This window comes from uncultured Roseobacter sp., assembly GCF_947493125.1.
Lineage (GTDB): Bacteria > Pseudomonadota > Alphaproteobacteria > Rhodobacterales > Rhodobacteraceae > Roseobacter.
The window spans coordinates 42,374-56,356 of the sequence record NZ_CANLQB010000006.1; the positions used below are offsets into that span (position 1 = coordinate 42,374).

At 65.2% G+C, this 13,983-nt stretch carries 11 protein-coding genes and 1 riboswitch; of the genes, 3 read left to right on the forward strand and 8 right to left on the reverse strand.

The window, feature by feature from the left end:
• Positions 1-116 precede the first annotated feature (116 nt).
• The 3 genes from gcvP to gcvT form a co-directional block, all read right to left on the reverse strand.
• The gene (gene gcvP, locus Q1A71_RS13880; RefSeq protein ID WP_299677196.1) at positions 117-2,960 is read right to left on the reverse strand and encodes an aminomethyl-transferring glycine dehydrogenase; all 2,844 of its coding nucleotides are present in this window, start codon (positions 2,958-2,960) and stop codon (positions 117-119) included.
• 73 nt (positions 2,961-3,033) lie between these two features.
• Positions 3,034-3,393: a glycine cleavage system protein GcvH gene (gene gcvH / locus Q1A71_RS13885; RefSeq protein ID WP_299677199.1), complete on the reverse strand. Its 360-nt coding sequence runs from the start codon at positions 3,391-3,393 to the stop codon at positions 3,034-3,036.
• Positions 3,394-3,409: 16 nt separating this feature from the next.
• Positions 3,410-4,534 (reverse strand): glycine cleavage system aminomethyltransferase GcvT, encoded by a 1,125-nt coding sequence (gene gcvT, locus Q1A71_RS13890; protein ID WP_299677202.1) that lies wholly within the window; start codon positions 4,532-4,534, stop codon positions 3,410-3,412.
• 145 nt (positions 4,535-4,679) lie between these two features.
• Positions 4,680-4,768: riboswitch (glycine riboswitch) on the reverse strand.
• Between the two features lie 96 nt (positions 4,769-4,864).
• On the opposite strand from gcvT, the gene Q1A71_RS13895 reads away from it, so the two are divergent.
• Positions 4,865-5,455, forward strand: a complete 591-nt coding sequence (locus Q1A71_RS13895; RefSeq protein ID WP_299677205.1) for a gamma-glutamylcyclotransferase family protein — start codon at positions 4,865-4,867, stop codon at positions 5,453-5,455.
• Here Q1A71_RS13895 and Q1A71_RS13900 read toward each other — a convergent pair.
• The 3 genes from Q1A71_RS13900 to Q1A71_RS13910 all read right to left on the reverse strand — a co-directional run bounded on the left by Q1A71_RS13900 (position 5,402) and on the right by Q1A71_RS13910 (position 8,667).
• Positions 5,402-6,802 (reverse strand): MATE family efflux transporter, encoded by a 1,401-nt coding sequence (locus Q1A71_RS13900; protein WP_299677208.1) that lies wholly within the window; start codon positions 6,800-6,802, stop codon positions 5,402-5,404. The genes Q1A71_RS13895 and Q1A71_RS13900 overlap by 54 nt on opposite strands.
• A 69-nt stretch (positions 6,803-6,871) precedes the next feature.
• Positions 6,872-8,197, reverse strand: a complete 1,326-nt coding sequence (gene gltX, locus Q1A71_RS13905) for a glutamate--tRNA ligase (protein ID WP_299677211.1) — start codon at positions 8,195-8,197, stop codon at positions 6,872-6,874.
• Between the two features lie 59 nt (positions 8,198-8,256).
• Positions 8,257-8,667, reverse strand: a complete 411-nt coding sequence (locus Q1A71_RS13910; protein ID WP_299678084.1) for a DUF1801 domain-containing protein — start codon at positions 8,665-8,667, stop codon at positions 8,257-8,259.
• 105 nt (positions 8,668-8,772) lie between these two features.
• On the opposite strand from Q1A71_RS13910, the gene Q1A71_RS13915 reads away from it, so the two are divergent.
• Positions 8,773-9,699, forward strand: a complete 927-nt coding sequence (locus tag Q1A71_RS13915) for an MBL fold metallo-hydrolase (protein WP_299677214.1) — start codon at positions 8,773-8,775, stop codon at positions 9,697-9,699.
• 44 nt (positions 9,700-9,743) lie between these two features.
• On the opposite strand, the gene Q1A71_RS13920 is transcribed toward Q1A71_RS13915, so the two are convergent.
• A complete protein-coding gene (locus tag Q1A71_RS13920; protein ID WP_299677217.1) occupies positions 9,744-10,553 on the reverse strand; it encodes a prolyl oligopeptidase family serine peptidase in 810 nt (269 codons plus the stop codon).
• Between the two features lie 156 nt (positions 10,554-10,709).
• Positions 10,710-12,368, reverse strand: coding sequence for an NAD+ synthase (locus Q1A71_RS13925; protein ID WP_299677220.1), 1,659 nt, complete (start codon positions 12,366-12,368; stop codon positions 10,710-10,712).
• 183 nt (positions 12,369-12,551) lie between these two features.
• Between Q1A71_RS13925 and Q1A71_RS13930 the strand changes: the two genes are divergently transcribed.
• Positions 12,552-13,937, forward strand: coding sequence for a 2-isopropylmalate synthase (locus Q1A71_RS13930; RefSeq protein ID WP_299677224.1), 1,386 nt, complete (start codon positions 12,552-12,554; stop codon positions 13,935-13,937).
• Positions 13,938-13,983: the final 46 nt, after the last annotated feature.

Here is a 13,983-nt window from a genome sequence, read left to right on the forward strand (position 1 = left end):
AAAAGAGATTTTGCGGCGAAGGTGGGGGCACCGGTCACCGCGCCAGGAGGAGCAAAATGCTTCTTAAGCGGGGAGGGGTTGGAAGAGCCGCTCCCCGTTTCTCTGTCTCAGATGCCCTACTCCGCCGCCTCGGCATACTCCTCCATCGGCGGGCAGGTGCAGACCAGATGCCGGTCGCCATAGACATTGTCGACCCGGTTCACCGGCGGCCAGTATTTGTCCACGCGGAAGGCGCCAGGCGGGAAGCATCCTTCGTCGCGCGTGTAAGGCCGCTCCCAGTCCCCCACCAGGTCCTCAACCGTGTGCGGCGCATGTTTCAGCGGGTTGTTCTCCGCGTCCATCTCGCCCGCTTCCACCGCCGCGATCTCCGCCCGGATCGCCAGCATCGCATCGCAGAAGCGGTCCAGCTCCGCCTTGGTCTCACTCTCCGTCGGCTCCACCATCAGCGTCCCCGCCACCGGCCAGCTCATCGTCGGCGCGTGGAAGCCACAATCGATCAGCCGTTTGGCGATATCCTCCACGGTGATGCCGGCGCTCTCGGCAAAGGGCCGCACATCGAGGATGCACTCATGCGCCACCCGCCCCGTGGGCCCCTTGTAAAGCACGTCATAGGCCCCGTCCAAGCGCCGGGCGATGTAATTCGCATTCAGGATCGCCACCCGCGTCGCCTGTGTCAGCCCCTCACCGCCCATCATCAGACAGTAAGCCCAGGAAATCGGCAACAACGACGGCGAGCCAAAGGGCGCCGCCGACACGGCCCCCTCCCCGCCATTCGGCTCACCGGGCAGATGCGGCACCAGATGCGCCTTCACCCCGATCGGCCCCATGCCGGGGCCACCCCCGCCATGCGGAATGCAAAAGGTCTTGTGCAGATTGAGATGGCTCACATCCCCACCCAGATCGCCGGGGCGGCTCAGCCCCACCATCGCGTTCATGTTCGCCCCATCGATATAGACCTGCCCGCCGTGGGCGTGGGTGATGCGCGTCACCTCCGTCACCGTCTCCTCGAACACGCCATGGGTCGAGGGATAGGTGATCATGCAGCCCGCCAGGTTCTCCGAATGCTGCTCCGCCTTGGCGCGGAAATCATCGAGATCGATATCGCCATTCGCGGCTGATTTGACGACGACGACCTTCCACCCCACCATCTGCGCCGAGGCCGGGTTCGTGCCATGCGCACTCATCGGAATGAGACAGATGTTGCGATGCCCCTGACCCTGCGCCGCGTGATAGCCCGCAATCGTCAGCAGCCCCGCATACTCCCCCTGCGCGCCCGAATTCGGCTGCATCGAGATCGCATCATAGCCGGTGATGTCACAGAGCTTCGCACTCAGATCGGCGATCATCTCCGCATAGCCCTCCGCCTGATCGCCGGGCGCATAAGGGTGGATCAGCGAGAACTCGCGCCAGCTCACCGGCATCATCTCGGCGGCGGAATTCAGCTTCATCGTGCAGGACCCCAGCGGGATCATCGCCCGGTCCAGCGCCAGGTCCCGATCCGCGAGCCGCCGCATATAGCGCATCATCTCGGTCTCGGCCCGGTTCATGTGAAAGATCGGGTGGGTCAGGTAGTCGGACGTCCGCAGCATCTCTTCCGGGAAGCGGTAGTCCGGCTTGAAATCCGCATCCTTGCGGTCAATCCCGAACGCGCGCCACACGGCTTCCAGCGTCGCAGGCTTACAGCGCTCATCCAGCGTGATCCCGACCCGGTACTCGCCCACAGCCCGCAGGTTGATCCCCTCGTCCACCGCCGATTTCAGCACCGCCGCCTGCAACGGCCCCACATCCACCGTGATCGTGTCGAAACAGGCCTTCGGGTCCACCTTGAAGCCCGCCGCCTCCAGCCCCTTGGCCAGCCGCACGGTCTTGCGGTGAATACGCTGCGCGATCGCCTTGAGCCCCTCCGGCCCGTGAAACACCGCATACATCGACGCCATCACCGCCAGCAAAGCCTGCGCGGTGCAGACATTCGAGGTCGCCTTCTCCCGCCGGATGTGCTGCTCCCGCGTCTGGAGCGACAACCGATACGCCCGGTTGCCATTTGCATCGACCGACACACCCACAATCCGCCCCGGCATCGCGCGCTTCATCGCATCCCGACAGGCTATATAGGCCGCATGGGGCCCGCCATAGCCCTCCGGCACCCCAAACCGCTGGGTCGAGCCCACGGCGATATCCGCGCCCATGGCCCCGGGTTCCTTCAAGAGCGTCAGCGCCAAAGGATCGGCAGACACCACGCCAATCGCGCCCTGCGCATGCAGCGCGGCCATATGGTCGGTGAAGTCATGCACATGCCCGTAGGTGCCCGGATACTGGAAGATCGCACCGAACACGGCAGAGGCATCCATCTTCGCCGGGTTCCCGACAATCACCTCGATCCCCAAAGGTGCGGCCCGCGTCTGCATCACGGCAATGTTCTGCGGATGGCAATCGCGGTCCACAAAGAACGCGCGGGCCTTCGACGTCGCCACCCGCTGCGCCATGGTCATGGCTTCCGCACAGGCCGTCGCCTCATCGAGCAAGGACGCGTTCGCAATCTCCAACCCCGTCAGATCGCAGACCATCGTCTGGAAATTCAACAGCGCCTCCAGACGCCCCTGCGAAATCTCGGGCTGATAGGGCGTATAGGCCGTGTACCACGCCGGGTTCTCCAGAATATTCCGCTGGATCGCCGGCGGCGTGACCGTTCCGTGATAGCCCTGCCCGATGAGCGAGGTCAGCACCCGGTTCTTTGCCCCCACCTTGCGCAGATGCTCCAGCACCTCGCGCTCCGACATCGCCTTGCCAAAATCGAGCGGCGCCGCCTGCCGAATGCCCGCAGGCAACGTGTCGTCGATCAGCGCCTCCAGCGAGGACACCCCCACAACCTCCAGCATCTCCGCCATCTCCGCAGGCGAGGGCCCGATGTGGCGCCGGTTGGCAAAATCATACGGCAAATACTCGGTTGGCTTATAGACCATCACTTCGCTCCTTGCGCAGACCTGCGCTTCATTCTTCCCCAAATACTCAAAATCCCCAAGCTCACGAACCCGCTCAGGCGATGAATTGCTGATACGCCGCTTCATCCATGAACTCGTCCATCTGACCGGCATCGCTGACGCTCATCTTGAAAAACCACGCCTCGCCCTGCGGGTCGTCATTCACCGCACCCGGATTGTCAGCCAAAGCGCTATTCACCTCGACGATCTCGCCATCCACGGGCGCCAGGATGTCGCTGGCCGCCTTCACACTCTCGATCACGACCACCTCGTCGTCCTTGCTCACCGTGGTGCCCTCCTCGGGCAGCTCGATGAAAACCACATCGCCCAATTGCTCCGCCGCATGGGTCGTGATGCCCACCACCATCACGCCATCTTCCTCGCGCAACCACTCATGTTCTTCCGTGAATTTCATACCTGTCTCCTGTTGCTCATCTCTTGAAATTGGCTGGCACGAAGGGCAGCGGCACCACATCCACCGGCAACCGCTTGCCCCGCACCTCGCCCCAGACCCGCGTACCCACTTCGGCCTGGGGCCTCGTCACATAACCCATGGCGACCGGCCCTTCGACCGACGGGCCATAGCCGCCCGAGGTGACGTTGCCGATCTGCGCACCGCCCTCTGCGGCATCATAAAGCTGCACGCCCTCCCTCATCGGTGCGCGCCCCTCAGGCCGCAACCCAACGCGCCGCCGCGCCGCGCCCTGCTCAAACAGCTGGTCGATCACATCCGCCCCCGGATAGCCCCCCGCGCGCGCGCCACCGGCCCGGCGCACCTTCTGGATCGCCCAGGTCAGCCCGGCCTCCACCGGCCCAATCTCGGAATCAATGTCGTGCCCGTAAAGACACAGCCCCGCCTCCAGCCGCAGCGAGTCCCGGGCACCGAGCCCAATCGGCGCCACATCGCGTTGCTCCAGCAGCGACCGCACCAGCGTCTCCGCCTCATCGGCGGCCACTGATATCTCGAAGCCGTCCTCGCCCGTGTAGCCCGACCGCGAGGCCCAGACCGCATGACCGCAGAGGCTCAGATCCGCCACATCCATGAAGCGCATTTCGGCAGCCCGGGGGTCCAGATCTTCGACCACGGCCGCCACCCCTGGGCCCTGCAGCGCGATCAGTGCCCGATCCGCCAGTTCCGTCACGATGATCTCCTCCGGCAGACCCGCGCGCATCCGCGCAATATCCGCCGCCTTGCAGGCCGCATTCACCACAACGAACAGCTCCTCGCCCCGCCGCGCGAACATCAGATCATCCTCGATCCCGCCCGCCTCATTGGTGAAAAGCCCATAGCGCTGCCGCCCGTCCGCCAGCCCCAGCACATCCATCGGCACAAGCCGCTCAAACGCCAAAGCCACCGCCTCCCAGGACGGACCCGACAGCATCACCTGCCCCATATGGCTCACATCAAACAACCCGGCCGCTGATCGCGTGTGCAGATGCTCCTTCAGCACCCCCATCGGGTACTGCACCGGCATCGAATAGCCGGCAAAGGGCACCATCTTGGCCCTCAGTTCCACATGCAGATCATACAGCGGCGTGATCGCCAAATCACTCATCCGGCCTCTCTTTCCAGCCGGGTGTGCATGATGGCATCCGGCATCTCGCGTGCGCCCGCACGCTCAAGATGCCCCCTCTGTCTTTTCGCCTGAGATCGTTATCCCTTCGGCGGGCACCGCGTGGGGCACCTCTCTCCAGAGTGTTTTGTCCCACACGGTCCGGTGGCCTGAGAGTTTCCGGGGCGGTTGCTCCTTCGGCACCGGCTTTGCAGCCGGTTCTCCCGGGCGGGATGTGGCGACGGTATGCGCAGGCATGCCGCATGGTCAAGCCATCTTGTGCCCGCCGCGATCAAATGTTTGAGTGCAGCGCAATTCCGCGAAAGACACCGCATGAGCGATCCCTACTTTTTCGGCTACGGCAGCCTGGTGAACACCAAAAGCCACAGCTACCCCGACCCGCACCCCGCCACGCTGAACGGCTGGCGCCGCGCCTGGGTCGCCACACCCCGCTTCGGTGTGGTCCTGCTGACCGGCGTGCCAACCCCGGGCCACAGCATCGACGGGCTCATCGCCGCTGTGCCGAATGCCGATTGGGCCGCCCTCGACGCCCGCGAAAGCGGCTACGCCCGCCTGCCCGCGCAGGATGCCATCGCCCACGCCCACCCCGCCATGCCGGAGATCGCCGTCTACGCCGTGCAGCGCGAACACATGCTGGAACGCAGCAATCAGATGATCCTGCTCAGCTACCTCGACGTGGTGGTCCAGGGCTTCCACGAGGTCTTCGGCGAGGCGGGCGTGCAGCGGTTCTTCGAGACCACCGACGGCTGGGACACCCCCATCCTGAACGACCGCGCCGACCCCCGCTATCCGCGCCATCAACAGCTCACAAAGCGGCAAACCGCCCTGGTCGACGGCCATCTCGACGCGCTATCGGCGCAGGTGAAACAGCGACACGAGGCGCCCCTGCCGCCCGAATTCTGAAGCCGCAACCGGCTCCGCCTCGGCCATGGCCTCGCGCATCACCCGCCGGGCCAGCGCCCAGGCAATGCAGCCGAAGATCACCCCCGACAGCGCCTGTCCGATCAGCACACCCGAAGGCCCCAAAAGCCACGCGCCCCCCAGCACCAGCGGCACCATGCCCAGCGTGTTCCGCCCCCAGTTGAGGAAGGTCGAATAAAACGGCCGCCCCATGTTGTTGAAGGCCGCATTGCCTACGAACAGCACGCCATTGAAGAAAAACAGCAGCGACAGCGGCCCGCAGAACAGGAACACCAGATCCCGCGTCACACCGCTCGCATCGAAGAGGTCCGCAATCGGCCCCCTGAGCGCAAAGAGCACCGCTGACACCAGCGCAATCACGATCCCCGTGAACAGCACCGCATCATTGAACCCCCGCCGCACCCGCGCATGATCCCGCGCGCCGAAGTTCTGCCCCAGGATCGGCCCCACCGCGCCCGACAGCGCGAAGATGATCGCAAAGGCCAGCGGCGTCAGCCGCCCCACAATGGCCATCCCCGCCACCGCCGCCTCGCCGAACTGCGCCATGGCCCGCGTGACAATCGCCTGCCCCACGGGTGTGGCAATCTGGGTCAGGATCGCAGGCGCGGCAATCGCCAGAATCGGCCCCAGATCGCGCAGCATCGGCCCCAGTTGAGGCCGCCCCAGCCCGCCATAAAACCGCATGATCGGGCGCAGCGCCGTCACCGCAATCGCGATATTCGCCGCCACCGAGGCCAGCGCCGCCCCGGTCAGCTCCAGCCCGAACCCAAAGATCAGGATCGGGTCCAACACCGCATTCACCAGCCCGCCCCAGATCGTCGACATCATCGCCCGCCGCGCATCCCCATGGGCGCGCAGGATCGCCCCGCCGATGATCCCGATCATCAGAAACGGCAGCGCAGGCACCGTGATCCGCAGATAGGACAGCGCCAGCTCCGCCGTCTCTCCGCGCGCACCCAACAGCGTCACCAGCCATGGCAACTGCGTCCAGACCACAGCCGCAAAACAGACCCCAAAAATTGCGCCGTAGGCCAGCGCATGGGTCTTGCGCGCCTCCGCCTGCGCGGTATTCCCCTCCCCCAGCGCCCGCGCCACCAAAGCGCCTGCCGCAATCGCCATGCCAATGCCAAACGAGGTGTTGAAAAACAGGATCGCCGCCGCATAGCCCACCGCCGCGGCCAGCTCTTCCTTGCCCAACATGGCGATGAAAATCATGTCGATGAAATCGACCGCAAAGACCGCCATCAACCCGATGGAAAAGGTGCTCGCCATCACGCTGATATGGGCAAAAAGATTGCCTGTCAGGAACTTCGCCCGCGCCTCAGCCACGACCGCACCGCAGCTTCACCCTTCCAAAAATACTCAAATCCCGCACCAGCCCATATGCGGGACGCGCGCTCATCCGCGCGCCTTGACCACCTGCAAGAGCGGCATAAGCGCTGACATATCCGGCCCGTGCGCTTGCCCCGTCAGCGCCTTGCGCAGCGGCATGAAGAGCCCCCGCCCCTTGCGCCCCGTGGCCTCTTTCACCGCTCCCGTCCAGGCCCCCCAGGTCTGATCATCAAACGGCCCCTCCGGCAAGAGCGCCATGGCCTCGGCCACGAAGGCCGCGTCCTCGTCGTCAATCACCGGCTCCGCCCCATCGCGCATCATCGCCCACCAGCCCGCAAGATCGTGCAGCGTGGTGATGTTCTCACGCGTCACCTCCCAGAACTGTGCGGCCTTGTCCTCCGGCACGCCCGCATCGGAAATCGCGCCCGCGACCTCTGCCAGCGGCAGCCCCGCCAGATACCGCGCGGTGAGCGGAAACAGATCCTGCTCATCGAATTTCGTCGGCGCGGAGCCAAAGCGCGAGATGTCGAACCCCTCGATCAGCTCCGCCATTTCGCTGCGCAGTTCCACCGGATCGGAGGATCCCAACCGTGCCATCAGGCTCAACAGCGCCATCGGCTGCACCCCATGCGCCCGCAGATCGCGCAACGACAGCGTGCCCAGCCGCTTGCTCAGCGCCTCACCCTGTGGCCCGGTCAGCAGCGAGTGATGCGCAAACTCGGGCACCGTGCCGCCCAACGTCTGAATGATCTGGATCTGCGTCGCCGTGTTGGTCACATGGTCCGAGCCGCGTACCACATGGGTCACGCCCATCTCGGTGTCATCGACCACGGAGGCCAGCGTATACAGCACCTGCCCGTCCCCGCGAATGAGCACCGGGTCCGAGACGGAAGCCGCATCAATCGAGATGTCGCCCAGAATACCGTCTGCCCACTCGATCCGCTCCTGATCGAGCTTGAACCGCCAGACCCCCGCGCCCCGCTCGGCCCGCAGGGCTTCCTTCTCCGCCTCACTCAACGCCAGGGCCGCCCGGTCATAAACCGGCGGCTTGCCCATGTTGAGCTGCTTTTTCCGCTTCAGATCCAGCTCCGTCGGCGTCTCGAACGCCTCATAAAACCGGTCAATCTCCCGCAGGCGGTCCGCAGCCTCCGCATAGCGATCCAGCCGCGCCGACTGCCGCTCCACCCGGTCCCAGTGCAGCCCCAGCCACTCCAGATCCTGCTTGATCCCGTCGACATACTCTTCCTTGCTGCGCTCCGGATCGGTGTCGTCAATGCGCAGGATGAAGGTGCCGCCCGCTTTGCGCGCGATGAGGTAGTTCATCAGCGCGGTGCGCAGGTTGCCGATGTGGATATGGCCGGTGGGGGACGGCGCGAAACGGGTGGTGGTCATGCATGTCTCCTGTTCCTTCGCGTCCTCTCACAGGCGTGCAGATTTGTCCAGCAAGGCGCTTATGTGGGATGCACCGGCCAGCGCGTGCCCAGATCGTCGAGCCCCGCGCGAATGAGCCGCTTCAGCACCTCCAGATCCACATCCTCCAGCTTGTTGACATAGAGACAGGACTTCCCGGTCTTGTGCTTGCCCAGCCTCTCGAGGATCGCGCTGAAATCCGCATATCCCGGCATGATGTAGACCGAGAGCTTCGCCTTGCGCGGCGCAAAGCCGGTCGCGAAAAACGTCCCCGACCGACCGGAGGCATAGGTGTAGTCATAGGTGCCATAGCCCAGCATCCCGCCGGACCAGAGCCGCGGGCCCCAGCCCGTCACCTCTCGGAAAAGCCGGTCGAGCACCCCCGCCTCGCGCTGCCGCCGGTCAGGTGTGACCGCTGCCAGAAATGTCGCCACATCCACCGCCGCACTCATCGGGCCACCTCGCAGGAATATGATCGCGCCACTGTTGTTTTTCATGGGCGCATCGCGGACCCATACTACCTCAAAGGGTATCCAACAGGAAAAAGGAAAATGATCATGTCCGACCGGATCACTGTCTCCCGCCGCGCTGCTCTCGCGGGCGCCGCTGCTCTGCCGCTCGCCGCTGCCTCGGGTGTGGCCCGCGCTGCCGCCCCGATAACGGGCCCCAGCATGTCGCCGTTTCACCGCGTCAAGGTCGGTGGCTTTGACGTGACAACCCTGCTTGCAGGCAGCCGGGCGGTGGAGGGCCCGCACAATATCTTTGGTTTGAACGTGGACGCCGACACCTTCGCCTCGGTCTCGGCAGAGGCGAACCTGCCCACCGATGCCGCGCAATTCTTCTTCACCCCCACGGTGGTGAACACGGGCGCGGAGCTGGTGATCTTTGACACCGGGCTGTCGGGCGAGGGCACCACCGCCGCGCTGGAAGCGGCGGGCTACACCGCCGATCAGATCGACGCGGTGGTGATCACCCATATGCACGGCGACCACATCGGCGGCATGACCCGCGAGGATGGGTCACTCACCTATCCGAACGCCCGCTACCTCACCGGTCGCGCCGAGTTCGATGCCTGGGCCGCGCAGGACAATGACAACTTCAAAGCCAAGATCCAACCCTTCGCCGAGCAGTTCGCCTTCCTCGACGACGGCGGCTCCGTGACCTCAGGCCTCACCGCCATGGCCGCCTTCGGGCACACGCCGGGCCATATGGTCTACATGGTCGAGGACGGCGGCACCCAGCTGGTGATCGGCGCGGATTTCGCCAATCACTATGTCTGGTCACTGGCGCACCCGGACTGGGAGGTGAAATTCGACATGGACAAACCCGCCGCCGCAGCAACCCGCCGGCGCCTGCTCGACATGATGGCCGCAGACAAGACCGCGTTCGTGGGCTATCACATGCCCTGGCCGGGGATCGGCTATGTCGAGACGGCGGGCGAAGGCTTTGCCTATGTGCCACACAGCTATCAGCTGATGCTATAGGGTGATGCGGGGCGGCGGCCTGAAAGCCCGCCGAACCTGCCGGTTCAGAGCCGCCCCGCCTCTGCCAACTGATCCCACCCGAACCGAACGAATTCGGTGCGGAAGGCGTGACCTCCCTCGAAGAGACAGAACTTGAGCATCTCGCCCGTGGCGCTTGCCTCCTCGACGCACTCCAGATCACCGTAGGTGGCTTCGCTCCGTCGCTCGAAATCACCATAGCTGCGGTACATCTCCAGCGCCGCGCTCACCTTGCCCTGATGCGTGGGGCCGATGGGCCGCCCGTCGAGCGGCACTGTCCGGTCGGCGGTGCCGTGGATGTGCACGATGCTGGCGACAGGACCCGCACAGGTCTCGGGCGGCTTCAGCCAGAAGGTGCCTGAGATCGGGATGAAGCCCGCAAAGCGGTCACTCATGGAGCAGGCAAGGTTCCAGGTCATCATGCCGCCCGCACTGAACCCTGTCGCCACGATCCTATCGCCGTCGATGGGATAGTGCGCCATGGCGTCGTCCAGAAGGGCGGCGAAGTAATCGAACTCCGGCGCGCCATCCGTCTCCATATGGCGCGGCGCATTGGGGATGACCCAGTCGTCGCCCTCGGACTTGGCCGCAATCAGCGCCACGCCCATCTCGGAGGCCATACGCCGCAGCGACCCGTTGCGCATCACGCCCTGCGCCGAGCCGCGATAGCCGTGCGAAAAGACAATCGCAGGCACCGGGGTGGTGCCGTCATGCCCTTTCGGCATGGCGATGCGGTAGTGCCGGTCACCTAGGGGGCAATTGGTATCCGGCCCGCAGGCCAACGCCGGGCCGCCACAGAAAAGCAGGGCCGACGCAAGCAAAGACAAAGGACGCATAGAGGGGCTCTCCAGTGTTTTTCAGGACGATGGCGCTCCGCGGTGCGCGCGTCCAGTCACAAGCCTGTGCGCCGGGGTGGCCTGAAAGCCCACCTGACCTGCCTGCCCGGCGCGTCGAACCGGCAGGTGACGGTGGGCCTTCGGGCCACCGCGTCCTCAGGACGGATCGCGCCACCGGTTCACAATCGGATAGCGCCGGTCGAGCCAGAACGCGCCTTCCGTCAGCCGCGCCCCCGGCGCGGACTGGAAGCGCTTGTATTCACTGATATAAATCAGGTGTTCGACCTTCTTGGCCACATCGCGGGCGAACCCCGCCGCCACGCAATCCTCGATCGAGCCCGCCCGGTCCACGAGGATCTCCAGCATCGCATCGAGATCGGGGTAGTCCGGCAGGCTGTCGCTGTCCTTCTGATCGTCGCGCAGCTCGGCCGAGGGCGGCTTGTCGATCACCCGTTGCGGGATTACCACGCCCTCCGGCCCCTGCATCCAGTCGCGGTGATTGGCGTTGCGCCAGCGGCAGGTCTCGAACACGCGCGTCTTGTAGAGGTCCTTGATCGGATTGTAGCCGCCCGCCATATCGCCGTAGATCGTCGCATAACCCACGGCCACCTCGGACTTGTTGCCCGTGGTCAGCAGCATCTCGCCGAACTTGTTGCTGAGCGCCATCAACAGGAGCCCCCGCAACCGCGACTGGATGTTCTCCTCAGTGAGATCGGGCTCCGTGCCATTGAAGAGCGGCGCCAGCGTCTCGGTCACCGCCGCGCGCGGCCCCGAAATCGGCACATAGTCATAGCGGCAGCCCAGTGCCTGCGCCACGGCCTCGGCATCCTCCAGCGACGCAGCACTGGTATACTCCGATGGCAGCATCACACAGCGCACGTTCTCCGCTCCCAGCGCATCCACAGCAATCGCCGCCACCAGCGCGGAATCCACCCCGCCCGAGAGCCCCAGCAGCACGCGGCCGAACCCCGTCTTGCGGCAGTAGTCGCGCAACGATGTCACCATCACCCGGTAGTCCTGCTCCCAGGCCTCCGGGCGCGGCGCCTTCTCGCCCTCGACCACACGCCAGCCCTCGCCGGTGCGCTCCAGATCCACATGGGCGACCGTCTCCTCAAAGACCGGCAACTGCACCGCCAAGGCCCCGCCTGGGTTCAGCCCAAAGGAGCCCCCATCGAACACCTGATCATCCTGCCCGCCCACCATGTTGAGATAGACCAGCGGCAGGCCCGTCTCCACGACCCGCGCCACCATGTGGTTGAGCCGCACCTCGAACTTCTTGCGATCATAAGGCGAGCCATTGGGCACCAGCAGGAACTCCGCGCCCGTCTCGGCCAGCGTCTCGGCCACATCCTCGTGCCAGGCATCCTCGCAGATGGGCGAGCCCACGCGGGAATTCCCGACCGAATAAGGCCCACCCAACGGCCCTGCATCGAAAATCCGCACCTCATCGAAAACGGTGCCATTGGGCAGGTGATGCTTCAGCACCTGAGATGCAATCCGCCCGCCCTTGAGGATCAGATACCCGTTGTAGAGCTTGGCCCCCTCGACCCAGGGCGCGCCGATGGCCAGCGCGGGCCCCTCGGCACAGGCCTCCGCCAAGGCCTCCACATGCCGCGCCACATCCAGCTGGAACGCCTGGCGCATCCACAGATCCTGCGCGTTGTACCCGGTCAGAAACATCTCGGGCAGCGCCACGAGATCGGCGTCCGCCGCGCGCCCCGCGTCCCAGGCCTCCTGCGCCAGCGCCGCATTGCCCGCCAGATCGCCCACCGTGGGGTTGAGCTGCCCCAGAGTTATCCGAAATCGATCCGCCATGCGCCCTGCCCTTCTTCGCCGGTCCACCGCCATGTAGCAGATTGCGTGCGCGTGAAAAGCCTCCCGGCGCGCCAATCACAGAAAAGAAGATTGCCCCCACCGCCGCCTTTGCTTAGATTCCGACAAGGGATTGTCCAGGGGGTCAAATCCCTCAACAGAACCACGTCAAGCCCAAGGGGTCTCATGTCTCTTCGCCGACTGATCATCTGCCTTGCCTTTCTGCCAAGCACGCTTGTCGCCCAGGACGGACAGGTCCTGACCAAACAATATGACGACGGCGGCGTCTACGAGGGCACCTTCCGCGGCGGCGTCCAGCATGGCACCGGCACCTACAAGCTGCCCAACGGGTATGAGTACACCGGCCAGTGGGTCGACGGCGAGATCAAGGGCGAGGGCATCGCCCGCTTCCCCAACGGCTCGGTCTACGAAGGCATCTTCGCCAAGGGCAAACCCGATGGCTTCGGCAAGATCACCTTCGCCGACGGCGGCACTTACGAGGGCGAATGGCAGTCCGGCGCGATCATGGGCACCGGCATTGCCCTTTATGCCAACGGCGTGCGCTACGAGGGCCAGTTCCGCAACGCCAAGCACCACGGCAAGGGCACCATGCAGAGCCCGGGCGGCTATGAATACAAGGGCGACTGGGTCGATGGCGTCAAGGACGGCACCGGCACCATCACCTACCCCGATGGGGCGGTCTATGAGGGCGAGATCAAGGGCGGCAAGCGCGCGGGCCAGGGCACGCTCACCATGCCGGACGGGCTGGTCTACGTGGGGCTCTGGCGCGACGGCCAGATCGACGGCACCGGCAAGCTCACCCAGGCCAACGGCGATGTCTACGAAGGCCAGCTGGTGGCCGGGCGCCGCGAAGGCATCGGCAAGGTGGTTTACGCCAATGGCGACACCTACGAGGGTGAGTTCGCGAACGACCTGCGCGAGGGCCAGGGCACCTTCACCGCGCAGGACGGCTATACCTACACCGGCTCCTGGGTTGCGGGTGAGATCGAAGGCCAGGGCCGCGTGGTCTACCCCGACGGCTCGGTCTATGTGGGCAGCTTCTCGGACGGGCTCGCCGATGGCGAAGGGCTGATCACCTACCCCGATGGCTCGACCTACGAGGGCGCGTGGAAAACCGGCGTGATCGACGGGAAGGGCAAGGCCACCTACACCAACGGCGTGGTCTATGAAGGCGACTTCAAGAACGCCCGCAACCACGGCCAGGGCGTGATGATGTATGCCGATGGCTACAAATACGACGGCACCTGGGTCGACGGACAGCGCCAGGGCCAGGGCACCGCCACCTACCCCGATGGCACCGTCTATGTGGGCAATTTCGAAAACGGACAGCGCCACGGGCAGGGCAAGATCACCATGCCCTCCGGGTTCACCTACGACGGCGCCTGGGTCGAGGGCGAGATCGAAGGCATGGGCGTGGCCACCTACGCCAACGGCGATGTCTACGAAGGCATGTTCGCCGCAGGCAAGCGCCAGGGCACCGGCACCATGCGCTATGCCACCGGCGAAGAAGCCACGGGCGACTGGGAAAACGGCGCGCTGACGGACGGATAACGCGCCCCGCCAGCCGCCGGGCTTATGTCGGAACCTGCAGCGGTCG

Excerpts from the sequence above, each read along its gene's own strand:
- gcvP (WP_299677196.1), bottom strand. The coding sequence starts at position 2,960 with ATGGTCTATAAGCCAACCGAGTATTTGCCGTATGATTTTGCCAACCGG.
- gcvH (WP_299677199.1), bottom strand. The coding sequence starts at position 3,393 with ATGAAATTCACGGAAGAACATGAGTGGTTGCGCGAGGAAGATGGCGTG.
- gcvT (WP_299677202.1), bottom strand. The coding sequence starts at position 4,534 with ATGAGTGATTTGGCGATCACGCCGCTGTATGATCTGCATGTGGAACTG.
- Q1A71_RS13895 (WP_299677205.1), top strand. The coding sequence starts at position 4,865 with ATGAGCGATCCCTACTTTTTCGGCTACGGCAGCCTGGTGAACACCAAA.
- gltX (WP_299677211.1), bottom strand. The coding sequence starts at position 8,197 with ATGACCACCACCCGTTTCGCGCCGTCCCCCACCGGCCATATCCACATC.
- Q1A71_RS13910 (WP_299678084.1), bottom strand. The coding sequence starts at position 8,667 with ATGAGTGCGGCGGTGGATGTGGCGACATTTCTGGCAGCGGTCACACCT.
- Q1A71_RS13915 (WP_299677214.1), top strand. The coding sequence starts at position 8,773 with ATGTCCGACCGGATCACTGTCTCCCGCCGCGCTGCTCTCGCGGGCGCC.
- Q1A71_RS13920 (WP_299677217.1), bottom strand. The coding sequence starts at position 10,553 with ATGCGTCCTTTGTCTTTGCTTGCGTCGGCCCTGCTTTTCTGTGGCGGC.
- Q1A71_RS13925 (WP_299677220.1), bottom strand. The coding sequence starts at position 12,368 with ATGGCGGATCGATTTCGGATAACTCTGGGGCAGCTCAACCCCACGGTG.
- Q1A71_RS13930 (WP_299677224.1), top strand. The coding sequence starts at position 12,552 with ATGTCTCTTCGCCGACTGATCATCTGCCTTGCCTTTCTGCCAAGCACG.